At 72.8% G+C, this 23,338-nt stretch carries 25 protein-coding genes; 13 read left to right on the forward strand and 12 right to left on the reverse strand.

The window, feature by feature from the left end:
• Positions 1 to 143 precede the first annotated feature (143 nt).
• The 4 genes from HCJ93_RS21035 to HCJ93_RS21050 are packed head-to-tail and all read left to right on the forward strand — an operon-like array spanning position 144 to position 2,335.
• Complete coding sequence (locus HCJ93_RS21035) at positions 144 to 1,043, forward strand: DMT family transporter (RefSeq protein ID WP_167997324.1); 900 nt, start codon at positions 144 to 146, stop codon at positions 1,041 to 1,043.
• Between the two features lie 30 nt (positions 1,044 to 1,073).
• Complete coding sequence (locus HCJ93_RS21040; RefSeq protein WP_167997325.1) at positions 1,074 to 1,607, forward strand: NUDIX hydrolase; 534 nt, start codon at positions 1,074 to 1,076, stop codon at positions 1,605 to 1,607.
• A gap of 9 nt (positions 1,608 to 1,616) precedes the next feature.
• The gene (locus HCJ93_RS21045) at positions 1,617 to 2,009 is read left to right on the forward strand and encodes a YidH family protein (protein WP_167997326.1); all 393 of its coding nucleotides are present in this window, start codon (positions 1,617 to 1,619) and stop codon (positions 2,007 to 2,009) included.
• Positions 2,006 to 2,335: a DUF202 domain-containing protein gene (locus HCJ93_RS21050; RefSeq protein ID WP_167997327.1), complete on the forward strand. Its 330-nt coding sequence runs from the start codon at positions 2,006 to 2,008 to the stop codon at positions 2,333 to 2,335. Before HCJ93_RS21045 ends, HCJ93_RS21050 begins: the two co-directional genes overlap by 4 nt.
• A 37-nt stretch (positions 2,336 to 2,372) precedes the next feature.
• On the opposite strand, the gene HCJ93_RS21055 is transcribed toward HCJ93_RS21050, so the two are convergent.
• Positions 2,373 to 3,299 (reverse strand): NADP-dependent oxidoreductase, encoded by a 927-nt coding sequence (locus tag HCJ93_RS21055; protein ID WP_167997328.1) that lies wholly within the window; start codon positions 3,297 to 3,299, stop codon positions 2,373 to 2,375.
• 273 nt (positions 3,300 to 3,572) lie between these two features.
• On the opposite strand from HCJ93_RS21055, the gene HCJ93_RS21060 reads away from it, so the two are divergent.
• Positions 3,573 to 4,595: a phosphotransferase family protein gene (locus tag HCJ93_RS21060; RefSeq protein WP_167997329.1), complete on the forward strand. Its 1,023-nt coding sequence runs from the start codon at positions 3,573 to 3,575 to the stop codon at positions 4,593 to 4,595.
• Positions 4,596 to 4,601: 6 nt separating this feature from the next.
• Entirely contained in the window at positions 4,602 to 5,816 is a 1,215-nt protein-coding gene (locus HCJ93_RS21065; RefSeq protein ID WP_167997330.1) for an acyl-CoA dehydrogenase family protein, read from the forward strand.
• 56 nt (positions 5,817 to 5,872) lie between these two features.
• Here the strand turns inward: HCJ93_RS21065 and HCJ93_RS21070 are convergent, their stop codons facing one another.
• Entirely contained in the window at positions 5,873 to 6,019 is a 147-nt protein-coding gene (locus tag HCJ93_RS21070) for a hypothetical protein (protein ID WP_167997331.1), read from the reverse strand.
• 94 nt (positions 6,020 to 6,113) lie between these two features.
• Here HCJ93_RS21070 and HCJ93_RS21075 point away from each other — a divergent pair, with 94 nt between their 5' ends.
• The gene (locus tag HCJ93_RS21075) at positions 6,114 to 7,136 is read left to right on the forward strand and encodes a LysR family transcriptional regulator (RefSeq protein ID WP_167997332.1); all 1,023 of its coding nucleotides are present in this window, start codon (positions 6,114 to 6,116) and stop codon (positions 7,134 to 7,136) included.
• On the opposite strand, the gene HCJ93_RS21080 is transcribed toward HCJ93_RS21075, so the two are convergent.
• The 3 genes from HCJ93_RS21080 to HCJ93_RS21090 are packed head-to-tail and all read right to left on the reverse strand — an operon-like array spanning position 7,075 to position 10,154.
• Positions 7,075 to 7,668, reverse strand: a complete 594-nt coding sequence (locus HCJ93_RS21080) for a TetR/AcrR family transcriptional regulator (protein WP_167997333.1) — start codon at positions 7,666 to 7,668, stop codon at positions 7,075 to 7,077. The two genes, HCJ93_RS21075 and HCJ93_RS21080, sit on opposite strands and share 62 nt — an antisense overlap.
• A gap of 21 nt (positions 7,669 to 7,689) precedes the next feature.
• Positions 7,690 to 9,384: a class I adenylate-forming enzyme family protein gene (locus tag HCJ93_RS21085; RefSeq protein WP_167997334.1), complete on the reverse strand. Its 1,695-nt coding sequence runs from the start codon at positions 9,382 to 9,384 to the stop codon at positions 7,690 to 7,692.
• Positions 9,381 to 10,154, reverse strand: coding sequence for an SDR family oxidoreductase (locus tag HCJ93_RS21090; RefSeq protein WP_167997422.1), 774 nt, complete (start codon positions 10,152 to 10,154; stop codon positions 9,381 to 9,383). Before HCJ93_RS21090 ends, HCJ93_RS21085 begins: the two co-directional genes overlap by 4 nt.
• 240 nt (positions 10,155 to 10,394) lie before the next feature.
• Here HCJ93_RS21090 and HCJ93_RS21095 point away from each other — a divergent pair, with 240 nt between their 5' ends.
• The 3 genes from HCJ93_RS21095 to HCJ93_RS21105 all read left to right on the forward strand — a co-directional run bounded on the left by HCJ93_RS21095 (position 10,395) and on the right by HCJ93_RS21105 (position 13,866).
• A complete protein-coding gene (locus HCJ93_RS21095; protein WP_167997335.1) occupies positions 10,395 to 11,645 on the forward strand; it encodes an exo-beta-N-acetylmuramidase NamZ family protein in 1,251 nt (416 codons plus the stop codon).
• Positions 11,646 to 12,030: 385 nt separating this feature from the next.
• Entirely contained in the window at positions 12,031 to 12,633 is a 603-nt protein-coding gene (locus tag HCJ93_RS21100; protein WP_167997336.1) for a hypothetical protein, read from the forward strand.
• Positions 12,634 to 12,798: 165 nt separating this feature from the next.
• Complete coding sequence (locus HCJ93_RS21105; RefSeq protein WP_167997337.1) at positions 12,799 to 13,866, forward strand: RNA ligase (ATP); 1,068 nt, start codon at positions 12,799 to 12,801, stop codon at positions 13,864 to 13,866.
• Positions 13,867 to 14,090: 224 nt separating this feature from the next.
• On the opposite strand, the gene soxR is transcribed toward HCJ93_RS21105, so the two are convergent.
• Positions 14,091 to 14,561, reverse strand: coding sequence for a redox-sensitive transcriptional activator SoxR (gene soxR, locus HCJ93_RS21110; protein WP_167997338.1), 471 nt, complete (start codon positions 14,559 to 14,561; stop codon positions 14,091 to 14,093).
• Between the two features lie 122 nt (positions 14,562 to 14,683).
• On the opposite strand from soxR, the gene HCJ93_RS21115 reads away from it, so the two are divergent.
• On the forward strand, positions 14,684 to 15,145 hold the full coding sequence (locus HCJ93_RS21115) for a MaoC family dehydratase (protein ID WP_167997339.1): 462 nt from the start codon (positions 14,684 to 14,686) through the stop codon (positions 15,143 to 15,145).
• 16 nt (positions 15,146 to 15,161) lie between these two features.
• On the opposite strand, the gene HCJ93_RS21120 is transcribed toward HCJ93_RS21115, so the two are convergent.
• The 3 genes from HCJ93_RS21120 to HCJ93_RS21130 form a co-directional block, all read right to left on the reverse strand.
• A complete protein-coding gene (locus tag HCJ93_RS21120) occupies positions 15,162 to 15,803 on the reverse strand; it encodes a TetR/AcrR family transcriptional regulator (RefSeq protein WP_167997340.1) in 642 nt (213 codons plus the stop codon).
• 166 nt (positions 15,804 to 15,969) lie between these two features.
• Positions 15,970 to 16,257 (reverse strand): YiaA/YiaB family inner membrane protein, encoded by a 288-nt coding sequence (locus HCJ93_RS21125; protein WP_167997341.1) that lies wholly within the window; start codon positions 16,255 to 16,257, stop codon positions 15,970 to 15,972.
• A 110-nt stretch (positions 16,258 to 16,367) separates the two neighbouring features.
• Positions 16,368 to 17,519 carry an acyl-CoA dehydrogenase family protein gene (locus tag HCJ93_RS21130; protein WP_167997342.1) on the reverse strand — a complete coding sequence of 384 codons (1,152 nt, stop codon included), beginning with the start codon at positions 17,517 to 17,519 and terminating at the stop codon, positions 16,368 to 16,370.
• A 79-nt stretch (positions 17,520 to 17,598) separates the two neighbouring features.
• Here HCJ93_RS21130 and HCJ93_RS21135 point away from each other — a divergent pair, with 79 nt between their 5' ends.
• Positions 17,599 to 18,249: a TetR/AcrR family transcriptional regulator gene (locus tag HCJ93_RS21135; RefSeq protein WP_206317744.1), complete on the forward strand. Its 651-nt coding sequence runs from the start codon at positions 17,599 to 17,601 to the stop codon at positions 18,247 to 18,249.
• 63 nt (positions 18,250 to 18,312) lie between these two features.
• Positions 18,313 to 19,041, forward strand: a complete 729-nt coding sequence (locus tag HCJ93_RS21140) for an ArsR/SmtB family transcription factor (protein WP_373563597.1) — start codon at positions 18,313 to 18,315, stop codon at positions 19,039 to 19,041.
• A 203-nt stretch (positions 19,042 to 19,244) separates the two neighbouring features.
• On the opposite strand, the gene HCJ93_RS21145 is transcribed toward HCJ93_RS21140, so the two are convergent.
• The 3 genes from HCJ93_RS21145 to HCJ93_RS21155 form a co-directional block, all read right to left on the reverse strand.
• On the reverse strand, positions 19,245 to 20,576 hold the full coding sequence (locus HCJ93_RS21145) for an MFS transporter (RefSeq protein ID WP_167997345.1): 1,332 nt from the start codon (positions 20,574 to 20,576) through the stop codon (positions 19,245 to 19,247).
• Between the two features lie 199 nt (positions 20,577 to 20,775).
• Positions 20,776 to 21,861 carry a zinc-binding dehydrogenase gene (locus tag HCJ93_RS21150; RefSeq protein WP_167997346.1) on the reverse strand — a complete coding sequence of 362 codons (1,086 nt, stop codon included), beginning with the start codon at positions 21,859 to 21,861 and terminating at the stop codon, positions 20,776 to 20,778.
• Positions 21,862 to 21,933: 72 nt separating this feature from the next.
• Positions 21,934 to 23,322 carry an aldehyde dehydrogenase family protein gene (locus tag HCJ93_RS21155; RefSeq protein ID WP_167997347.1) on the reverse strand — a complete coding sequence of 463 codons (1,389 nt, stop codon included), beginning with the start codon at positions 23,320 to 23,322 and terminating at the stop codon, positions 21,934 to 21,936.
• Positions 23,323 to 23,338 lie beyond the last annotated feature (16 nt).

Here is a 23,338-nt window from a genome sequence, read left to right on the forward strand (position 1 = left end):
GGAACAAGCCGCACACCCTCATGGCGCAAAAGGGGCAGACCTTGACCAAATCGAGGCTTGCGGAAGGCTGCGCTCCGGTTGAAGCCCGGCTAGAGTCGGCTGCTGCGTGTCCGTGTCCCCGCACGAACTCCGAGGTACGCAGCGTGTCCGTTCCGGTCCTGGTGCTCGCCGTGAGCGCCGCGTGCTGCCTCGGCTTCGGGTTCGTGCTCCAGCAGAACGCGGCCCAGCGCGCCCCCCTGGGCGACTTCCTGTCGCTGCGGCTGCTGGCCGACCTGATGCGGATGCCGCGCTGGCTGGGCGGCACGGCACTGATGGTCGCGGGAATGGGACTCGGGGCCGCCGCGCTCGGCCGGGGCGAGCTGTCCCTGGTGGAACCGCTGCTGGCGACCAATCTGCTGTTCGCGCTCGCGCTCTCGCGCCGCCAGACCCGGCAGCCGCTGGGCCGCCAGGGCTGGGCGGGCCTGGCCCTGCTGGCGGGCGGCGTGACGGCGTTCGTGGTGGCCGGCCAGCCGGCCGGCGGCCACGCGGTCACCGATCCGGCGCGGCACTGGCTGATCATCGGCGGCATGCTGGCCCTCGCCCTGCTGCTCACCGGCTGCGCCCGACGCGCCCGGCTCACCCTGGGCCCGGTCCTGCTGGCCATCGCCGCGGGGACGCTGTACGGGGTGCAGGACGCGCTGACGCGGGTGAGCGGGCAGCGCTTGGCCGACGGCGGCTTCGTGGCGCTGATCAGCGGCTGGCAGCCGTACGCGGTGCTGGTCCTGGGCGTGACCGCGCTGGTGCTGGTGCAGAGCGCGTTCGAGACGGCTCCCCTGCGCATGTCGCTGCCCGCGCTGACCGCGGCCCAGCCGCTGGCCGGCATCGTCTGCGGCGTCGGCATCCTCGGCGACCGGCTGCGCACCGACGCCGGGTCCCTGGGCTGGGAGGCCGCCGGCCTGGCCGCGATAGTGCTCGGCGTGCTGCTGCTGGGCCTGCATCCGGCGATGCCGCCGGGGACGGCGCGGCCGAAACCCGGTGCTCCGGACCTCGAGATGCTGCCCTGAGCGTGCGCGCGGCCTGCTTGGATGGGCGGCATGAGTTCCGCCGACGAGCTGCTCGACATCGTGGACGAGGACGACCGGGTGATCGGCCGGAGCCCGCGCGGCGAGGCCTACGCCCGGGGTCTTCGGCACCGCTGCGTCTTCGTGTGGGTCAGCGACGCCGAGGGGCGGGTCTTCGTGCACCGGCGCACCCCGGACAAGCTGGTCTTCCCCTCGCTGTACGACATGTTCGTCGGCGGTGTGGTGGGCGCGGGCGAGAGCTACGACGAGGCGGCGCTGCGCGAGGCCGAGGAGGAGCTGGGCGTGCGCGGCCTGCCCGCCCCCCGGCACCTGTTCACGTTCCTGTACGACGACGGCGCCGGGCACAGCTGGTGGTCGGCGGTGTACGAGGTCCGCTGCGACCTGCCGGTGCGGCCGCAGCCGGAGGAGGTCGCCTGGCACTCCTTTCTCGGCGAGGCGGAGCTGGAGCGGCGGCTGGCCGAATGGGAGTGGGTGCCGGACGGTCTTGCCGCCTACCTGCGGCTGCGGGCGCATCGTGCGGCGAACCGACCGGGTCCGCGCGGGTAGGGTCGCGCCGTGAGCGAGTTCGTGCGCAATGTTCGGCTGTGGTTCGCGCCCGGGGACGTACGGGCCGAGGGCGAGACGCCCGACTACCGCTTCTCGCTGGCCAACGAGCGCACGTTCCTCGCCTGGCTGCGTACGGCGCTCGCGCTGATCGGCGGCGGCTTCGCGGTGGACCAGTTCCTGCCGGACCTGCGCTGGGGCTGGCGGGTGGGACTGGCGCTGGCGCTGCTCGCCGCCGGCGTGCTGTGCGCGCTGCGCGCCGTCAATCACTGGGTGCGGTGCGAGCGGGCGATGCGGCGGGGGGAGGACCTGCCGGTCTCCCGGTTCCCCGCACTGCTGAGTCTCGTCGTGGCGGTCGTCGCGGTGGCGATGGTGGTCGTGGTGCTCGTCGGGTGGGACGGGTGAGCGGGCGGGCGGCCCCGGCGCCGGAGCGCGACCCCGGGCTGCAGCCCGAGCGGACCCGCCTCGCCTGGCGGCGCACGACCTTGTCCGGCACGGTCGCCGCCGTCCTGGCCGTCCGCTCCGTCCTGCACAGCGGGGTGACGGCAGCGAGCGTTCTCCTCTGCGCCCTGTGCTGCGTCTGCTGGCTGGCCTTTCTCCTCCTGGCCCACCGCCGCATCCGCACCCTGTCCTCCACCGGCCGGCCCCCGGCTCTCGCCCCGGGGCACGCCACCGCGACGGTCCTGTGCACGGTGGCCCTCGCGGGCTGCGCGGCGGCGTTGGTGTGGTGAGTGGAACGGACGCCCGGGAACCGGGGCGCCGGCCGCCTCAGTCCAGCGTGACCACGATCTTGCCCCGGGTGCGGCCCTCCTGGTTGGCCCGGTGGGCATCGGCTGCGCGCTCGAGGGGGAAGGTTTGGGACACGTGGACGGTGACGACGCCCTCCTCGGCCAGTTCCGTCAGCCGGGTCAGGTCCTCGTGGTCGGGGCGCACGAAGTAGTACTGGCCGCCGTGCTTCACGACCTCCGGGTCGGCGATGGAGGCCAGCCGCCCCTTCTCGGCGAGGAGGCCCGCCGAGACCGCCAGCGTCTCACCGCCGACCGAGTCGAAGACCGCGTCCACACCGTCGGGGGCGAGTTCCCGCACCCGGTCGGCCAGGCCCTCGCCGTAGGTCACCGGCTCTCCGCCCAGGTCGCGCACGAAGTCGTGGTTGCGCTCGCTCGCCGTGCCGATGACGCGGGCACCCGCGTGCACGGCGAGCTGGACGGCGAGGGAGCCCACCCCACCGGCCGCCGCGTGCACCAGGACCGTCTCGTCCCGGCCGATGCGCAGCACCTTGTGCAGCGTCTGATACGCGGTGAGCCCCGCGAGGGGCAGCCCGGCCGCCTCCTCGAAGGAGAGGTTGCGCGGCTTGCGCGCCAGGGTGCGCACCGGCGCCGCCACGTACTCGGCGAACGTGCCCCGGGAGAGGAAGTCCTCGCGGACGTAGCCGATGACCTCGTCGCCCTCGGCGTACTCCGCCACGGCCACCCCGGGCCGGACCACCACGCCGGAGACGTCCCAGCCGGGGATCACCGGGAAGACGGCGTCGAGGATGCCGTCGAGATAGCCCTCGCGGCACTTCCAGTCGACCGGGTTGACCGCCGCCGCGCGCACCTTCACCAGGACCGAGTCGGGACCGACCTTCGGATCGCGGACCTCGCCGAGTTCGAGCACCTCGGGTCCGCCGTACCGTGAGTAACTGATCGCCTTCATGGCTCCGACCCTCCCGGTGCGCCCCGCCTCGCGCAACCGGGAGAAGGCGAAGGCTGCCGGGGCGGGCGAACCGGGGCGCGCGGCCGGGCCGGGCAACGGCCGCCCGGCACGGGCGCGCACCGGCATTCGGCAGGGTCGGCCTCGGCCGGGCGGGTGCCGCGGGGTCCCGCGGGGCTATCGTGGCTCCGATCACGTTTCGCTCCCCCTCTGGACGACATACCGACCGGTCGGCATCATGAGGTGGCACCCTTCACCTCCCCGACAGGAGCGACGATGAGCCCCGACCACCCGCCCGGACTCGATCTCGACCGGCTGCGCGGCCTGCTCGACCGCGAGCGGCCCGGTCTGGTGAACGGCCCCCTGTCCGGACGGCTGATCGAGGGCGGCAGGTCGAACCTCACCTACGCGGTCGGCGACGGCACCGCGCAGTGGGTCGTGCGGCGGCCCCCGCTCGGGCATGTGCTGGCGACCGCGCACGACATGAAGCGCGAGCACCGCGTGATCAGCGCCCTGCACCCGACCGCCGTCCCGGTGCCGCGGCCGCTGCTGCTGTGCGAGGACGAGGAGGTGCTCGGTGCGCCGTTCTACGTCATGGAGTTCGTCGAGGGCACCCCGTACCGCACCGCCGAGCAGCTCTCCGCGCTCGGCCCGCAGCGCACCCGGGACGCCGTGCTGAACCTGGTGGACACGCTGGTCGAGCTGCACGCGGTGGACCCCGCCGAGGTGGGGCTCACCGGCTTCGGCCGTCCGGAGGGCTTCCTGGACCGGCAGCTGCGCCGCTGGGGCAAGCAGCTGGACGCCTCCCGCAACCGGGAGCTGGCCGGCATCGACGAGCTGCACTCGGCCCTCGGCCGGTCGCTGCCCGGCTCTCCCGCGCCGACGGTGATCCACGGCGACTACCGGCTCGACAACGTTCTGCTGGGCGAGGACGACTCCATCCGGGCGATCCTCGACTGGGAGATGTCCACGCTCGGCGACCCGCTCACCGACCTCGGGCTGCTGGTGATGTACAGCGAGCCGCTGGAGCTGGCCGACTCCCCCGTCTCCACGACCGCCACCGCCCCCGGCCATCCCTCCCCCGCCGAGCTGATCGAGCGGTACGCCGCCCGCTCGGGCCGCGACGTCTCGGCCGTGTCCTGGTACACGGCGTTCGCCTGGTTCAAGCTCGCGGTGATCCTCGAGGGCATCCACTACCGCTACACCCTGGGCCAGACGGTCGGGCGCGGCTTCGAGCGCATCGGCGACCTGGTGCCGGTCTTCATCGAGCACGGTCTGACGACTCTTCAGGAAGGCTGACGGACAATGGACTTCGCGTTCGACGCGCGCACCGAGGAGCTGCGCGCCAAGCTGCTGGCCTTCATGGACGAGTACGTCTACCCGGCCGAGCGGATCGCCCACGAGCAGCGCGCCGGGCTCGCCTCGCCGTGGGAGACGGTGCCCGTGGTGGAGGAGCTGAAGGCCGAGGCGCGCAGGCAGGGTCTGTGGAATCTGTTCCTGCCGGACGAGGAGTACGGCGCCGGCCTGACCAACCTCCAGTACGCCCCGCTGGCCGAGATCATGGGCCGCTCCCCGCAGATCGCGCCCACCGTCACCAACTGCGCGGCGCCCGACACGGGCAACATGGAGGTGCTGGCGCAGTTCGGCGACGAGGCGCAGAAGAAGCAGTGGCTTCAGCCGCTGCTCGCCGGTGAGATCCGCTCGGCGTTCGCGATGACCGAGCCGGACGTGGCCTCCTCGGACGCCACCAACATCACCACCCACATCGAGCGGGACGGCGACGAGTACGTCATCACCGGCCGCAAGTGGTACATCTCCGGGGCGATGCACCCGGACTGCAGGATCTTCATCGTGATGGGCAAGACCGACCCGGACGGGCCGGACATCCGCCGCCAGCAGTCGATGGTGCTGGTCCCCCGCGACACGCCGGGCGTCACGGTCAGGCGGGCGATGCAGGTCTTCGGCTACGAGGACCACTACCACGGCGGCCACGCCGAGGTGATCTTCGATGGGGCCCGGGTGCCGGTGTCGAACCTGATCGGCGAGGAGGGCGGCGGCTTCGCCATCGCCCAGGCCCGGCTCGGTCCCGGCCGGATCCACCACTGCATGCGGCTGATCGGCATGGCCGAGCGGGCGATCGAGCTGATGTGCCGGCGTGCGGTGAGCCGGGACGCCTTCGGCAAGGCGCTGGCCCAGCAGGGCGTGGTGCAGAACTGGATCGCCGACGCCCGCGTGTCGGTCGAGCAGCTGCGGCTGCTGGTGCTGAAGACGGCCTGGATGATGGACACGGTCGGCAACCGGGGTGCGCACACCGAGATCCAGGCCATCAAGATCGCCACTCCGCGTACGGTCGTCGGGATCCTGGACCGGGCGATCCAGCTGTACGGGGCGGGCGGGGTGAGCCAGGACTTCCCGCTGGCGGAGCTGTACGCGGGCGCGCGCACGCTGATGATCGCCGACGGCCCGGACGAGGTGCACCAGCGCTCGCTGGCCCGGCGGGAGCTGAAGAAGTACCGGTGAGCACCGGAAGAACCGGTGAGGACCGGCGACGGCCGGCGGCCGCCCGGCGACGGCCCCTAGAAGCCGGCCCAGGGGGTGTGGTCCGTCAGCGCCAGGCGGCGCAACAGGCAGCGCAGACGCAGGAGCTGACGGGCCGCCAGGCGCAGGGCGGTGGGGCTGCTGGGGGCGTAGGCGGTGGTCCACAGGCTCGGCACGAGGTCCATGACGAAAGGATCGGCCGGGCCCACCGGGCCGGTCCAACAGATGGTTTCGCTGCGACCCATCTGCGGAACCGATGGATGTCCCTAGGATCGCCGGATGGAGATACGTCAGCTGCGCCACTTCATGGCGGTCGTCGACGAGGGCGGTTTCACCGCGGCAGCCCGGGCCGAGCTGATCGTGCAGTCGGCGCTCAGTGCCTCGATCCGCAATCTGGAACGGGAGCTGGGCGCCGATCTGTTCGACCGCACCGGGCGCCGGGTGGTGCTGACCGAGGCGGGCCGTGCGCTGGTGCCGCAGGCCCGTGCGCTGCTGGCCGGGGCTCAGGCGGCCCGGCAGGCGGTGGCGGCGGTGACCGGGCTGGAACGGGGCCGGGTGGCGATCGGCACCATCCAGACGCTCACCAGTGTCGATCTGCCCGCCGAACTGGCCGCCTTCCACAGCGCGTTCCCCGGGATCCAGGTGTCGGTGCGGGACGCCACGGTGGACGAGCTGACCGATGCGCTGCGGGCCGGAGAGCTGGATCTGGCGTATCTGGCGCCGGACGCCCGGGAGCTGCCCGAGGGGCTCACGGTGCACGCCACCTGGCACGAGGAGCTGGTGCTGATCACCGCGCCGGGCCACCGGCTGGCCGGTGCGGGGCGGGTGCGCATCAGCGACCTCGCCGAGGAGCCGTTCGTGGACTTCCGCGCGGGCACCGGACTGGAGACGGCGGTGCGGCGGCTGGCCGCGCACTGCGGGCTGCGCCGCCGGATCACCTGTGACGTCACCCAGGCGGGGCTGCTGGTCGAGCTGGTGCGGGCCGGGATCGGGGTCGCCTTCGTGCCCCGGCCGATCGGCGAGCGGGCCGGGCTGCCGTGTGTGACCGTGCGGCAGCCGGAACCGGGCCGCACGGTGGTGCTGGCCGGGCGCGGGGCCCGGCCGCGCAACCCGGCGGCGGCCGCGCTGCTCGATCACCTGATGGCTTCCTCGGCCGGCCACCTGGACACCCCGGTCGACGATCCCGCGGACGGCCCGGCCGGCCGCCTCACGAGGGCCGCCGAGGCGCGACCGGCCCGGCTCAGGGACGCAGTGCCCGCAGCAGCAGGTCGGCGAGGTGGTCGGCGACCTGCTGCGGGCTGAGCGGGCCGTCGGGCCGGTACCAGGTGGACAGGTGGTGGACCGAACCGAAGTGGTAGTCCACCACCAGGTCGGCCGGGGTGGCCTTGGAGAACACGCCCGCCTCCTGCCCCTCCTCGATCAGCGCCCGGAAGCGTTCGTGGTAGCGGCGGCGCTCGGCACGCACCTGCTTGTTCTTCTCCGGGCTCAGATGGTGCATGGAGCGGAAGAAGATCGACGCGTCGTCCAGGTTCTCGATCGTGGTGACCACGACGTCCGCGGCGGCGTCCCGCAGCCGCTTCTCGACCGGCTCGTCCTTGTCGGCGAAGTGGTCCAGGCGCTCCTGCTGCAGCCGCAGCACCCGCGCGTACACCTCGTGCAGCAGGTCGTCCTTGGAGCCGAAGTAGTGGTACAGCGCCCCCTTGGTGACGCCGGCCGCCTCCACGATCTCCTGCACGGAGGTGCGGTCGTAGCCCTGCTCGGCGAAGAGCCGGGTGGCGGCGGCCAGGAGCCGCTGCGGCACAGGAGTCCCGTCACCGTCCGTCGTCCTGGGCACTGCCGCCACCTGCCTTCCGTCTCACTGCCGGCCGTCACCGGCGGGTCGTCGTCCATTGTCGTGCGTCCGGGAACGCAGCTCCCGACGGAGGATCTTCCCACTGGCCGTCTTCGGCAAGTCGGGCAGGATCTCCACCTGACGGGGATATTTGTAGGCGGCCAGTCTCTCCCTGCAGTGGGCGGCGAGGTCGTCCGGGTCCGCCTCGGCGCCGGGACGCAGGCTGATGTAGGCCTTGACGGTCTCCCCGCGGTAGCCGTCGGGCACGCCGACCACGGCCGCCTCGCGGACCGCGGGGTGGGTGTGGAGGACGTCCTCGACCTCGCGCGGCCACACCTTGAAACCGGAGGCGTTGATCATGTCCTTCTTGCGGTCGACGACATAGAGCCAGCCCTGCTCGTCCATGAAGCCGATGTCGCCGGTGCGCAGCTCCCCGTCCGGGAAGGTCTCGGCGGTGGCGTCGGGCCTCCGCCAGTAGCCGGGCACCACCTGGGGGCCGCGCACCAGGATCTCGCCCGGCTCTCCGAAGGGCACCTCGGCGCCCTGCTCGTCGACGATCCGGACGACCGTGTCCGGTCCCGGCAGCCCCACCGCCAGCGTCCCGGAGGCCTCGTCGACGGGGGCCTCGAGGTGGGGCGGGACGGAGGCGCAGGGCGCGGTGCACTCGGTGAGCCCGTAGCCGTTGCGGATGTAGGGGCCGAAGCCGGCGCGGAACTTCTCCACCAGGGCGGGCGGCAGCGGGGCGCCGCCGGAGTTGATCACGTGGAAGGAGGAGAAGTGGTCGCGGGTCGCCGAGGGGTGGCCGGCCAGGGCCATGAAGGCGGTGGAGGGGCCGACGGTGTAGTGCGGGCGGTGTTCGGCGAAGGCGTCCAGCACCACGCCGGCCTCGAAGCGGTGGGCCAGGACGAGGGTGCCGGCGCTGTTCAGGCAGGCGCCCAGCTGGCAGACCATGCCGGTGATGTGGAACAGCGGCGCGAGCGCGAAGTAGACGGGCGCCTCGGGCAGGCCCAGGCCGGTGCGCTGCCGTTCGGCGTTGTACATGATGTTGGCGTGGGTGTTGGTGGCGCCCTTGGGGGTGCCGCTGGTGCCCGAGGTGTAGCTGATGAGCGCGATGTCGCCGGGCGCCGGGTCGCGGTCCGCGGGTGCGGGCCGGCCGCTGCGGGCGGCGGTGGTGAGGTCGTCGGCGTCCGGGGCCCCGGGGAGCCGTTCGAAGGTGAGGACGCGGGTGTCGCCGCGGCTCTGGAAGTCCCGTTCGCAGCCGGTGAGCACGATCCGCACCGGTGAGCCGGCCGCGGTCTCGCGCAGATACTCCTCCCACGCCCGGTCGGCGCAGATCAGCGCGGTGACGCCCGCGTCACGGAGGACGTGGCCGACCTCGCCCGACTTGTACATGGGGTTGACCGGGACCACGACCGCGCCGGCCTTCCAGGCGCCGAGCAGGGCGAGGACGAACAGCGGCGAGTTCTGCAGCATGATCGCCACCCGGTCGCCGCGTTCGAGCCCCCGCTCGGCGAGGTGCCCGGCGACGGAGTCGCTGAGCTCGTCGGTCTCCCGGTAGCCGAGCCGGCCGTCGAAGTAGGCGAGGAAGGTGCGGTCGGGTGCGGTCGTCACCGCCGCGCGCAGCGCGTGGACCAGGGAGCCCGCCGGTGCCACGGGTGCGCGCTGGGCCTCGGTGAGCAGGTCCAGCCAGGGCTTGGCGGCGTAGTGCGAGGCGGTCACCGGGTGGCCTCCCACTGCTGCTGGATGCGGTTCATGCCGCCGAGCCAGCGCTCGGGGTCGGCGGCGCGGGCGCGGTAGTACTCGGCGACCTCGGGGTGCGGCAGGATGAGGAAGCGGTCCTCCTCGATGCCGCGGAAGAGGGCGTCGGCCACGTCGTCCGGTTCGATGGCGGTCGGCCTGAGCACCAGGTCCCCCGCGCTGCCGCTGGCGTCGAGCATGCCGGTGCGCACGCCCTGCGGGCAGATCGCGTGCACCTTCAGGCCGCGGTGACGGTACGTCAGGGACAGCCACTCGGCGAAGGCGTAGGCGCCGTGCTTGGTGACGCTGTAGGCGGCGGCGCCGATCATGGTGAGCAGTCCGGCGGCGGAGACGGTGGAGACGAAGCGGCCGCTGCCGCGCTCCAGCCAGCCGGGCAGCAGGGCGTGGGCGGCGCGCACGTGCGCCATCACATTGACGTCCCAGGACAGTGACCAGGCCCGCTCGTCGAGCGGCCGGCCGATGTCGGCGCCGTCGCAGCCGACGCCTGCGTTGGCGCAGTAGATGTCGACGGTGCCGCCGAGGGCGTCGCGGGCCTCGTCCACGGTCGTGGCGGCGTCGCCCGGCAGCGCGATGCCGCCGATCTCCTCGGCCACCGCCTTGGCCCCGTCGGCGTCGAGGTCGTTGACGACGACCCGCGCCCCGTGGGCGGCGAAGCGGCGGGCGAGGGCCGCTCCGATGCCGCCCCCGGCCCCCGTGACGACCACCTTCGCACCCTGCACGGCTTCCACGATCGGTCTCCTTCGGCGCGGCGTCCCAGGCGAGTTGCGCGCGGCCGCCACCCCGGGCCCGTACGCTGTGCGGCTCGGTCGTCAAAGCCCTTTCCGGCGGTGACGCGCGCCGTCAGACTAACCGGTCGGTATGTCACTGGGAAGGGGTGATCCCACGCGAGTCGGCCGCGTTCGTTCCACGGGGCCGGGGTGAGCGCTAGCGTGCATGAGCATGTCATCTGCCGGGATCACGGAGGTCACCGCATGAAGCTGTCCAGACGGAACCTGCTCGCCGCCACAACCGCCGCCGCGGCGGTGAGCGCCGCACCGGCGTACGCGGTCCCCGGCCCGGGCCACGGCTCCGGACGCCGGCTGCGCACCGGGTTCGAGCGACTCGCGGCGGACGGCTACGCGCCGCTGGACGGGCAGCGGGTCGGGGTGGTCACCAACCCGACCGGCGTCACCCGCGACGTGCGGCACATCGTCGACGTGATGCACGCCGACGACCGGGTCGACCTGATCGCCGTCTTCGGCCCCGAGCACGGCTTCCGCGGCACCGCCCAGGCGGGCGGGTCCGAGGGCCGCTACGACGACCCGGCGACCGGGCTGCCGGTCTACGACACCTACCTGAAGAGCGGTCAGCAGCTCGCCGACATCTTCACCGCGTCCGGCGTGGACACGGTGGTCTTCGACATCCAGGACGTCGGCGCCCGCTTCTACACCTACATCTGGACGATGTACGACTGCATGGAGGCGGCGCAGCTCGCCGGGAAGCGGTTCGTCGTCCTGGACCGGCCCAACCCGGTGACCGGGCGGGCGGCCCTCGGCCCGGTGCTGCACAAGGAGTTCGCCACCTTCGTCGGACGGCAGCCGATCTCGCAGGCCCACGGGATGACGGTGGCGGAGCTGGCGCAGATGTTCAACCACGAGTTCCTCGCCGCCCCGGTGCCGCTGGAGACGGTGCGCATGTCGGGATGGCGGCGCTCGGACTTCTACGACGCCTCCGGGCTGCCCTGGGTGCCGCCGAGCCCGAACATGCCGACGCCGGAGACCGCGCTGGTGTACTCGGGGACCTGCCTGTTCGAGGGGACCAACCTCTCGGAGGGGCGCGGCACCACCCGGCCGTTCGAGCTGCTCGGCGCGGAGGGCATCGACGGGCGGTGGGCGGCCGCGGCGAACGAGCTGGGGCTGCCGGGCGTGCACTTCCGCGAGGCCTACTTCACCCCGGCCTTCTCCAAGTTCCAGGACAAGACGGTCGGGGGCGTGCAGGTGCATGTGCACGACCGCGAGGCGTTCGACCCCGTGCGCACCGGCATCGGGCTGCTGATCTCGGCCAAGCGGGAGTGGAGCGGTTTCGCCTGGCGCGCGGACAACTGGATCGACAAGCTGACCGGATCCACGCTGGTGCGGACTCTGATCGACTCGGGTGCCGGCGTGGACGAGGTGGTCGGCGCCTGGCAGGACGAGCTGCGGGAATTCCGCCGGCTGCGACGGGAGTACCTGCTGTACCGCTGAGGCGGCGCCGGGCGGGAACGCGATGCGGTGGCGGCCGGGGATCACCCCGGCCGCCACCGCGTCGTCCGCGCCGTTCTGCCGCCGCGGCGCATACCGGTGCCCGCTTTCAGGAACCCGTGGCCGGTGCCGGGAGTTCTCAGGTCGGGAGTTCTCGGTCCGGACCGCGGGGTCCTCGGGGGCGCGGGAGGTGCGCCCGGCGCGTACCGCGGACCACAACTGAACCCGGGCGCACGGGGGTTGGCGCACGAGCCCCGCGGCCCGCCGATGGGGGCCATCGGAAAACAGATGGAGCCGATTCGCTTTTCGGTACGTCTATTCGGCGACGTCCTTCGACGACGCCGAACTGACCGAACGACAGGTGCGGGTGTGACGGAGGTGCAGGACGATGGCCGGTTTCCGAAGTCTGGCGAGACAGGTCCGAGATCCGCGGTGCGACCTGGCACTGCGACGTTATTCGCTGCGCAAGTGCCTGGAGCGGTTCGCTCCCTATGGGCACAGGGCGACGTGGGACCATCTGTGCGCGCGGGCCGGATTCGACCCCGAGGACCGCTCCGTGGACCCAGCGCGGCTCGTGGCCGCACTGGAGGAACTGGAGGAGGCCCGGGCGGTCTGGCTGGCCTATGAGGCCGGGTTCGCCGAGCGGCGCAGGAAGGAGAAGCAGGAAGGGCTGCGCAGGCCGGGCAGCGTGGACGACTGGCACCGGATGACCTGGGGCGGCTTCGGCGTGGCCTGGTGCGACGACCCGCGGGTGCATCCGCGCGAGCCGCTGGCGGAGGTGCTGCGGCGGCTGATCACCGCGCTGGAGCGGGAACCCGGTTCGGCGTGCCCGGTGTGCCGGGGGGAACGGCTCGTCTGGCGCTACGACCTGGACCACGAGCCGTCGGCGGGCCCGGTGTGCACGGACTGCGGCATCCTGGTGCCGACGCCGGTCCTCACGCCCGAGGCGCTGGCGAACGCGCGGCGCGCAACTCTGCTGGTGTCGGCCTGAACGGTGCGGGGCGTGCGGAGGGTAGGCCGCACCCCCGCGATCGCCGGGCGGACCGCGAGCGCGAGGGAAGACCGTAGCAAGGGGTAATTCGGTCGCTCCACCCCTTTCTCCTGCGGACAGTTGGGTGCGATGAAACGCACCTGACAACCCGAAGGAGCGGCCTCGATGTCGACGCTGCGGGTCACCGCCGAAGTACTGACCATCCACGAGCATCCCAACGCCGACGCGCTCGAGCTGGCCCAGGTGGGCCTGTACCGCGCGGTCGTCGCCAAGGGCGTGTACCGCACCGGCGACGTCGCCGTGTACATCCCCGAGCAGGCGGTGCTGCCGGCCGAGCTGATCGAGGAGCTGGGGCTGACCGGACGGCTGGCGGGCGGGAACCGCGACCGGGTGAAGGCGGTACGGCTGCGCGGTGAGCTGTCGCAGGGGATCGTGTGCCGGCCCAGGGCGCTGGCGGACGTCGATCTGGAACAGGCGGCGAAGGACGGCACGGACTTCGCGGAGCGGCTGGGGATCACCAAGTGGGTCCCGCCGGTGCCGCCGACCATGAGCGGCGAGGTGGAGTCCGCCCCTGACCTGCTGCCCTGGGTGGACATCGAGAACATCCAGCGCTACCCGGACATCTTCGCGCCGGGCGAGCCGGTCGTCCTCACCGAGAAGCTGCACGGTTCGGCCTGTCTGCTGACGTATGTCGCGGACCAGGACCGGGTGTACGTCTCCTCCAAGGGGTACGGCGCCAAGTCGCTGGCGCTCAAGGAGGATCCGCGGAATCTGTACTGGCGCGCGGTGCGCGGGCACGGGGTCGCCGAGGCGGCGGCGGAGCTGGCGGCCCGGCTGGGCGCACGGCGGGTCGGCGTCTTCGGTGAGGTGTACGGCGCCGGCGTGCAGGACCTGACCTACGGGGCGGACGGGCGGCGGGACACGCTGGGGTACGCCGTGTTCGACGTGTCCGCGGAGATCGGCGGGCAGGTGCGCTGGCTGGATGCGGGGGAACTGCTGGAGGGGAGGCTGCCGTTGGTGCCCCGGCTGTACGAGGGGCCCTATGACAGCGAGCGGGTCCTGCGGATCGCGACGGGGCGTGAGACGGTCTCCGGCCGGGAGCTGCATCTGCGGGAGGGGGTCGTCATCCGGCCGGCGGTCGAACGCCACAGCCCTGTCACGGGGGGTCGTGCCATAGCCAAGGCGATCAGCCCCGCGTACCTGACCCGGAAGGGCGGGACGGAGTACGAGTAGGCGGGCTGTCCGGCGCCTTCTCCGGTGAGCGGCACCCCGTTCCCTTCGGGCGCCCGGCGTGGGTGCCGGCCAGGGGCGGGGTGCCGCTGCGCCCGCGCCGGCGGGGTGCCGCTGCGCCCGCCCTCCGCCGCTCCCGGCCCGCCTCGCCGGCCCCCATCGCCCCAGGCGGCACGAACGCCCGCGGTCGTGGCTGCCGAGCCCCGGCCGCAGCCAGGCGGCATGCGTCAGCGGGTGGGCTGCTTGCGTTCGGGGAGGAGGCGGGAGCCGGTCAGGCGCTCGCCGAAGGCGTCGTCGGGGTTGGAGAGGACGCAGGTGTCCAGGGAGAGGCAGCCGCAGCCGATGCAGTCGGTGAGGTGGTCGCGGAGGCGGTTGAGCTGGGTGATGCGCTCGTCCAGTTCGGAGCGCCACGCCTGGGAGAGGCGGGCCCAGTCGTCCCGCGTGGGGGTGCGCTCCTCGGGCAGCTCGGCGAGCGCGTCGCGGATGGTGGCGAGCGGGATGCCGACCCGCTGGGCGGCGCGGATGAAGGCGACCCGGCGCAGTGTGTCGCGGCTGTAGCGGCGCTGGTTGCCGGAGGTGCGGCGGCTCTTGATCAGGCCCTTGGCCTCGTAGAAGTGCAGGGCGGAGACGGCGGCGCCGCTGCGCGCGGAGAGCTGACCGACCGTGAGCTCGTGGATCTTCTCGGGAATCTTGGGCACCCCTCGAAGCCTACCTACTGCGAGAGGGGTCCGGCTCCGTTGACAGGGGGCGCGCGCACCCACCATGCTAAGCAGTCGCTTAGACAACAGCCCGAGGTACGCGCGCAGAGAGAGGCCGGGACATGGCAGAGCCGAGGATCTTCACGTCCGTCGACGAGCTGAAGGCGGCGGTGGGCGAACAGCTGGGCCACACCGACTGGCTGGAGATCGACCAGAAGCGGATCGACCTGTTCGCCGAGGCCACCGGCGATCACCAGTGGATCCACGTCGACCCGGAGAAGGCCGCCGCGGGCCCCTTCGGCACGACGATCGCCCACGGCTATCTGACGCTGTCCCTGCTGCCCCTGTTCGGGCCGCAGCTGATCTCCGTGGAGGGCGTGAAGATGGGCGTCAACTACGGCACCAACAAGGTGCGCTTCCCCGCCCCCGTGCCGGTCGGCTCCCGGCTGCGCGCCACGGCGGTGATCACCGCCGTGGACGAGGTGCCGGGTGGCGTGCAGGTGACCACCGCCTTCACGGTGGAGCGCGAGGGCGGCGACAAGCCGGTGTGCGTGGCCGAGTCGGTGGCCCGCTACTACCTGTGAGGCGACTGCCCGTGACTCACGACCGGGAGCCGGCGTCCTTGGCCCCGACCATGCGCAGCACCAGGCCGGCGTAGAGGTCGCCGATCTCCTCCGGGGTGCGCGGCCCGTTCACGTTGAACCAGCGGGCCACGTCGATGCAGAGCGACAGCACCGCGAGCGTGGTCCCGTGGACGTCGGGCACGTCGAACTCACCCGTGCGCACGCCGTCCTCGATGATGCCGCGCACCTCGGCGTTGACCTGCTTGCGCAGGCCGACGATCTCGGCGCGCGCCTCGGGACCGAGCGAGTCGAGCTCGTACTGCACGACCCGCGCCGTGGTGCGCCCGCCCGCGTGCCAGCGCACGAAGGAGCTCACCGCGTCGGCGAGCCGCTCGGTCGGGCTGCCCTCGCCGCGGGCCGCGGTACGCAGGATGTGCAGGGCCTTCTCGTGCCCGATCCTGCTGATGCGGTGCAGCAGCTCTTCCTTGGTCTTGTAGTGGATGTAGAGCGCTGCCGGGCTCATCCCCGCGCGGCCCGCGATGTCCCGGGTCGTGGTGGCGTGGTAGCCCCGTTCCGCGAACGCCTCCACGGCGGCGAGCAGCAGCCGTCGGGCCGCGTCGGGCGTGACCTCGGCCCACGGCTGCACCTCGCCACCGGCCGTTTCCTCCGCCGTACTCATCACTCACCCCATTCGCTGGCAGGGACAACACCATACCGGCAAGGGTGAGCGAGCGCTTAGCGACCTCGGGGCTTCCGTGATCAAACGGGATCCGTGAGCCCGGAGCCTCCGTGATCCGGAAACCCCCGTGACGCCAAGCTGCCGTGATCCGGAAGCCTCCGCGGACTCAGAGCTTCTGCAGCGGGTCGTGCTCGGCGAGCAGCTTCTCCAGCCGGGCCTGGTCGACCCGGTTGACGAGCTGCCCGGCCTCCTGGCGGTCACGGATGACCTTGGCCAGGGTGAAGGCCGAGGTGACCAGGTACAGGACCGCGATGCCCAGGAACGCCCGCACCCAGGAATCCGTCTGGAGATTGAAGATACCGATCGCCGTGGCGGCGAGGGCAACGGCGAAGGAGGCGACGGCCTGACCGTAGAAGGCGGCCGTGCTCTGCTGCTTGACCGGTGTGTCACTCATGCGGAACAGCATCGGCCGACGTGGCCCGCGCCACATCCGTTCGGATACTCAGGCGCCGTACTCAGCGACTGAGGCACGCGCCTCGGCGGGCGAGCGGGTCCCGGTCCGCCTCAGAAGGCCGAGACTCCGGTCAGGGCGCGGCCGATGACCAGCTTCTGGATCTGGCTGGTGCCCTCGTAGAGGGTCATCACCCGGGCGTCGCGCAGCAGTTTCCCCGCCGGGTACTCGTCGATGTAGCCGTAACCGCCGAACACCTGCAGGGCGTTGTTCGCGGCGCGCACCGCGGCCTCCGAGGCGAACAGCTTGGCCTTGGAGGACTCCACCGCGAAGGGCCGGCCGCGGTCGATCAGGTCGGCGACCCGCCAGGTCAGCAGCCGGGCGGCGTCCACGTCGACGGCGATGTCGCTGATCAGCTCCTGCACCAGCTGGTGGTGGGCGATGGTCCGGCCGAACTGCTCGCGCTCGCCCGCGTGGCGCACGGCCGCGTCCAGGGCGGCCTGGGCTATGCCGACGCAGCCGGCCGCGACCGACATCCGCCCCTTGGCCAGGGCGGACATCGCCACCGAGAAGCCCTTGCCCTCGGGGCCGAGCATCGCGGAGGCGGGCACCCGGACGTCCTCGAACACCAGCTCCGCGGTGGCCTGGCCACGCAGGCCGAGCTTGCCGTGGACGGTGCGGCGGGTCAGGCCGGGGGCGTCGGCGGGGACCAGGAAGGCGGAGATCCCCTTGTGGCCGGGTGCGTCGGTGGAGCGGGCGAAGAGCAGCACGACGTCGGCCCAGGTGCCGTTGGTGATGAACATCTTGCTGCCGTTGACGACGTAGTCGTCGCCGTCGCGCACCGCGCGGGTAGTGAGGCTGCCGGCGTCCGAGCCGGTGCCGGGCTCGGTGAGGCCGAAGCAGCCGACGTACTCGCCGGAGGTGAGACCCGGCAGCCACTGCCGCTTCTGCTCCTCGCTCCCCCAGGCGGCGATGGTCTTGGCGACCAGGCCCAGGGAGACCGAGACGATGCCGCGCACGGAGGAGTCGCCCCGGCCCAGCTCCTCGGTGACCAGGCAGTACGCCAGGTGGTCGCCCCCGGAGCCGCCGTACTCCTCGTCGACGGTCAGACCGAGGAACCCGAGCTCACCGAGCTTCTTGACGATGCCGCGGTCGACTTCCTCGGCCCGGTCCCACTCGGTGGCGTACGGCACGACCTCGCGCTCGACGAAGTCCCGGGCGAGCCGGCGGACGGCGCTCTGCTCCTCGCTGAGCTCCAGGTTCATGAGGGTCACTCACTCCAGAGAAGAAGTTGAACGTGCAATCCTTAAATTATCACTGCTAGTTTTTAGGTGCAGCCCTACTATGTGCGCCATGGCCCGACCGCGCAAGCCCCTCCTCAGCACCGACCGGATCGTCGAGACGGCCCGTGCGCTCGTGGACGCAGAGGGCCTCGCGGCCGTCTCCACGCGCCGGCTCGCCGCGGAACTGGGGGTCAGCGGACCCTCGCTCTACAACCACTTCCGCACCAAGGACGAGATCCTCGAGGCGGTCGCCGACTCGGTGAGCGCGCAGGTCGATCTGTCGATGTTCGAGGACGGGCGGGACTGGCGGACGGCGCTGCACGACTGGGCCGTCTCCTACCGGGCCGCGCTGCGCGACCACCCCAACATCGTTCCGGTGCTCGCCCGGGGTCCCGGCCGGCGTCCGGCCGCGCTGCGGCTCGCCGACGCGGTGTACGGGGCGATGGTGGAGGCGGGGTGGCCGCCGGCCCAGGCGACCTCCATCGGGGCGCTGATGCGGTACTTCATCATGGGCTCCGCGCTGGGGTCCTTCGCCGGCGGCTTCCCGGACGACGCGAGCGCCTACGACCCGGCCGACTATCCGCATCTGCAGCAGGCGCATCTGCTCGCGGAGAAGCAGGAGAAGATCGATGAGCGGGCGTTCGAGACAGGGCTGACGGCGCTGCTGGACGGGCTGGCGCGGCAGTACGAGCAGATTCGGCACGACGCGTAGGCCGGCGGGCGAGCGGGAATCGGTGCGTGCGCCTTTCGGTGGGCGCCGAAGTGCGGCTGCCGCATGCTGGGAGGCATGAGCTCGAGGGATCCTCAGGCGGCCGGCCTCGCGCGGCTGGCCGGGCTGTTCGCCGACGAGACGCGGGCCGCGTGCCTGCTGGCGCTGCTGGACGGGCGGGCCTGGACGGCGGGTGAGCTGGCGCGGTACGCGGGGGTGGCGGCGTCCACGGTGAGCGAGCATCTGGGGAAGCTGGTCGCGGGCGGGCTGCTGGCGGAGGAACGGCAGGGGCGGCACCGGTATGTGCGGCTGGCCGACGCGCGGGTCGCGCAGCTGGTGGAGGATCTGGCGGCGCAGGTGCCCGCGGAGGCGCGGCGGGCGCCCCGGGGGCTGCGGGAGGTGTCTGCCGGGTCGGCGATGGCGCGGGGGCGCACCTGCTACGACCATCTCGCGGGGCGCCTGGGGACCGCGGTGACCGATGCGATGACCCGCCGGGGGCTGCTGCGGCAGGACACCGGGTTCGCCCTGACGGACGCGGGGGTCGAGTGGTTCGGGCGGGTGGGGATTGAGCTGGCGCGGGGCGGGCGCAGGCCGCTTGCCCGAGCCTGTCTGGACTGGACCGAGCGGCGGCCGCACCTGGCGGGTGCGGCGGGGGCCGCGTTGTGCCGGCATGCGTTCGCGGAGGGGTGGTGTGTGCGGATCGGGTCGGGGCGGGCGGTGAAGCTCACTGCCGTCGGGGAGCGGGTGCTGGGGGAGGTGCTGGGTATCGAGGCGGATGAGTTCCGGACGAGGTGAGGGGCGCGGCGGATCAGGGGGGCGGGTACGGGGCATTGCCGGGTGCGGGCGCGGGTGGCCGGGCGCGCAGCCCGCCGTGCTGCTGCGGGAGTTGCGGCCGTCGGGGTTCCGGGCCCCTCCGCGCGTGCGGGAGTTGCAGCCGGTACCCCTCCGTCCGTTCCGTCCGTCCCTCCGTTCCGTCCGCCCCGCACCCGGCGTCCGGTTCAGCGTGAACGGGCCCGGTCCGCCAGGATCTTGATGCTGATGAGGGCCACCACCGCCAGGGCGATGATGTAGGCCGAGACCGACATGGATGTGTGCGTGGCCTCCAGGAGGAGGACCATGACGAAGGGGGCCAGGCCGCCGCCGGCGACCGCCGCCGTCTGGTAGCCGAGGGACGCTCCCGTGTAGCGCATCTCGGGGGTGAACAGCTCGGCGAACAGGGCCGCCTGGGGGCCGTACATGATGCTCAGGAAACAGCTGGCGACGAAGGTTCCGACCGCGAGCCAGAGCAAGGAGGCCGTGTCGACGAGCAGGAACAGGGGGACGGCCCACAGGGCGATGCCGGCGGCGCCCAGGGCGTAGACGCGGATGCGGCCGAGGCGGTCGGAGAGCGCCGCGGAGACCGGGATCAGGACCAGCTGGGTGAGGCTGACGCAGAGGGAGACGGCGAGCACCGGGCCCTTGTCCATGCCGAGTTCGCGGGTGGTGTAGTCGAGGATCCCGGTGATCAGGATGTAGAAGGTCGCGGTGTTGACGGCGAAGGAGCCGCCGGCCAGCAGGACCGTGCTCAGGTGTTCGCGCAGCACGGTGCGCAGGGGCGAGGCCTGCTCGTCCTTCTCCTTCTCGGCCAGGGCCCGTTCGGCCTCCCGGAACTCGGGGGTCTCCTCGACGCGGGTGTGGATGTACCAGGCGAGGGCGAGGACGAACAGGCCGACCAGGAACGGCACCCGCCAGCCCCAGGCGGTGAACGCGGAGTCGCTGGTGAGGGCGCCGGCGATCAGGAAGACGGTGTTGGCCGTCACCACGCCGATGGGCACGCCGAGCTGGACGACGCTGCCGTAGAGGCCGCGCTTGCCCTCGGGGGCGTACTCGGTGGCGAGCAGCATCGCTCCGCCCCACTGGGCGCCGACCGCGACGCCCTGGGCGACGCGCAGCAGGACCAGCAGGACCGGAGCGGCCACGCCGATCGTCTGGTAGGTCGGGAGCAGACCGATGCCGGTGGTGGCGAGGCCCATCAGGGTGAGGGCGAGGACCAGCATCGGCTTGCGTCCCCGCTTGTCGCCGAGCTGTCCGGCGACGATGCCGCCGAGCGGGCGGGCGAGGAAGCCGACGGCGAAGGTGGCGAAGGCGGCCAGGACACCGGCGGCGGAGCTGCCGGCCGGGAAGTACAGGTCGCCGAGGACGAGGGCGGCGGCGATGCCGAAGACGAAGTAGTCGTACCACTCGACGGCCGAGGCGAGCGCCGCCGCGGTGGCGACCCGGCGGCGGTTGGGGGCCGCGGGGGTGGTGGGGGTGATCGGCTGGGCGGAGGGGGCGGTGTCTGCGGTGTCCATACGTGCTCGCTTCGAGGGTGGGGGGACGGAACAGCGAAACGGTGGCCCGGGTTCCGGGGAACGTACTGACCGGACGGTATGGACGTCAACGGGTTGTGCGGGACCGGTTCGGCCAGGGCGCGGCGGCCCGCTCCGGTCCGTGGGCACGCCGAAGGCCCCGGCCCGGAAGGGTGCGGGCCGGGGTGGCAGGCGGGGGCCGTCAGAAGACCACCAGGGCGCGGCCTCCCTTGCCCGCGAGCATGTTCTCGAAGGCGGCCGGGATGCCGTCCAGGGCGATGCGCTCGGTCACCAGGGCGCCGAGGTCGAGGCGGCCGGCGCGGATGTGCTCGCCGAGGACGGGCAGGTCGCGGGCCGGGTCGGAGTTGCCGTAGACGCAGCCGGCCAGGGTGCGGCCCCAGTGGAAGATCTCCAGAGCGTTGAAGGTGACCTGCTGGTCCTTGCCGCCGATGCCGACGACCGTGGTGCGGCCGCCGCGACGCGTGGACTCCCAGGCGGCGCGGATGGTGGCCCCGCGCCCGGCGCACTCGACGGCCACGTCGACGCCCTGCTTGCCGGTGAGGGCGCGGATCTCGCGGGGTGTGGTGTCGGAGGCGATGAGGTAGTCGGTGGCGCCGGCCGCGCGGGCCAGTTCCTCCTTGGCCGGGGAGACGTCCACCGCGACGATCCTGGCCGCCCCCGCGATGCGCGCCGCCTGGAGGGCGGCGAGCCCCACTCCCCCGACGCCGAACACGGCGACCGTCTCTCCGGGCCGCACCCTGGCCGAGTGGTGGACGGCGCCGTAGCCGGTGAGCACCGCGCAGCCGAGCAGGGCGGCGTCGGCGAGCGGCACGCCCTCGGGGGCGGGCAGCACGCAGGAGGCGGGCACCACCGTCTCCTCGGCGAACGCGGCGACGTTCAGACCGGGGTGCAGTTCTCCGCCGTCGTCGGCGCGGCGGGCGTGCACCGCGGCGGCGCCGCTGAGGGCGTCGGCGCACAGCCACACCTCGCCGCGTGCGCAGGCGGGGCAGGAACCGCAGGAGGGCGCCCAGTTGAGGACGACGCCGTCACCGGGTGCGACCTGGGTGACGCCCTCGCCGACGGAGACGACGGTGCCGGCGCCCTCGTGGCCGAGGACGGCCGGGACCGGAAGGCGCATGGTGCCGTTGGACAGGGACAGGTCGGAGTGGCAGACCCCGGCGGCGGCGAGCCGGACGCGGACCCGGCCGGGGCCGGGCTCGGGCAGCTCGATGCCGGTGATCTCCAGTGGGGCGTCGACGGCGGGCAGGACGGCGGCACGGACAGCCATGGCGGAAGTGACTCCCCTGAGGAGTGGAGGGACGTGAGGACGGGAGGGAAGCGGAGTGTGCGGAGGGACCGTTCAGAACTGGAGGGACTTGGTCTGGAGGTACTCGGTCAGGCCGTGCACGCCGAGTTCACGGCCGACGCCCGACTGCTTGTAGCCGCCGAACGGGGCGAGGGGGTTGAAACGGCCGCCGTTGATGTCGACCTGGCCGGTCTCCATACGGCGGGCGAAGGCCACCGCCTCCTCCTCGCTCCCGGCCCACACGGCGCCGGCGAGGCCGTAGACGGTGCCGTTGGCGATGCGCAGCGCCTCCTCCTCGTCGTCGTAGCGCAGGACGGACAGGACGGGGCCGAAGATCTCCTCCTGGGCGATGGCCATCTCGGGGGTGACGTCGGCGAAGACGGTGGGGCTGACGTAGTAGCCCTTCTCGCGCGGGGACTCGGGGCCGCCGGCGACCAGCCGGGCGCCCTCGGCGACGCCCTTCTCGATGTAGCCGCGGACGCGCTGCTGCTGGGTGGCGTTGACCAGCGGGCCGATGCGGTCGCCGTACTTGGCGGCGGCGGCCGCGGCCAGCTCGACGGCCTCGTCGTACTGGTCGCGGTGGACCAGCATGCGGGTCCAGGCGCTGCACGTCTGGCCGGAGTTGGACATCACGTTGGCGACGCCGACGTTGACGGCACGCGCCAGGTCGGCGCTCGGCAGGATGACGTTGGCGGACTTGCCGCCGAGTTCCAGGGCCACCTTCTTGACCATGCCGGTGGCGATGGCGCCGATGCGGCGGCCGACGGCCGTGGAGCCGGTGAAGGAGAGCAGGTCGACGCCGGGGTGTTCGGCCAGGGCCTGGCCCGCGACCGGGCCGAGCCCGGTGACCAGGTTGACCACGCCCGCCGGGATCCCGGCCTCCTGCACGGTCTCGGCGAAGAGGCGTGCCACCAGCGGGGTGTCCTCGGCCGGCTTGACGACCACGGTGCAGCCGGCGGCCAGGGCGGGGGCGACCTTGGCGACGATCTGGTGGAGGGGGTAGTTCCACGGAGTGATCGCGCCGACCACACCGACCGGTTCGTGCAGGATCGTGGAGTTGCCCGCCTTCTCCTCGAAGGAGTACGCGGCGGCCAGCTCGGCGTAGGAGCCGGCGACCGCGATGGGCACGCCGGCGTGCACGGTCTGGGAGAGTTTCAGGGGTGCGCCGAGCTCGGCGGTGACCGTCCCGGCGATCTCGTCCCTGCGGGCCTCGAGCCGGTCCCGCAGGGCGGCGAGGCGGGCGGCGCGCTCGGCGGGCGGTGTGGCGGCCCAGCCCGGGAGGGCGGCGCGGGCGGCCCGTACGGCGGCGTCGACGTCCTCGGCGGTGCCGGCGGGAACGGTGGCGATCACCTGCTCGTCGGCCGGGTTCACCACCTCGATCACATCCGGGCCGGCGGCGGGGCGCCAAGCGCCGTCGATGAACATGCCGTCGTGTGCCTTCATCACGCTTCCTCCGGGG

It is taken from the genome of Streptomyces composti, from assembly GCF_012034205.1.
Classification (GTDB): Bacteria; Actinomycetota; Actinomycetes; order Streptomycetales; family Streptomycetaceae; genus Streptomyces; species Streptomyces composti.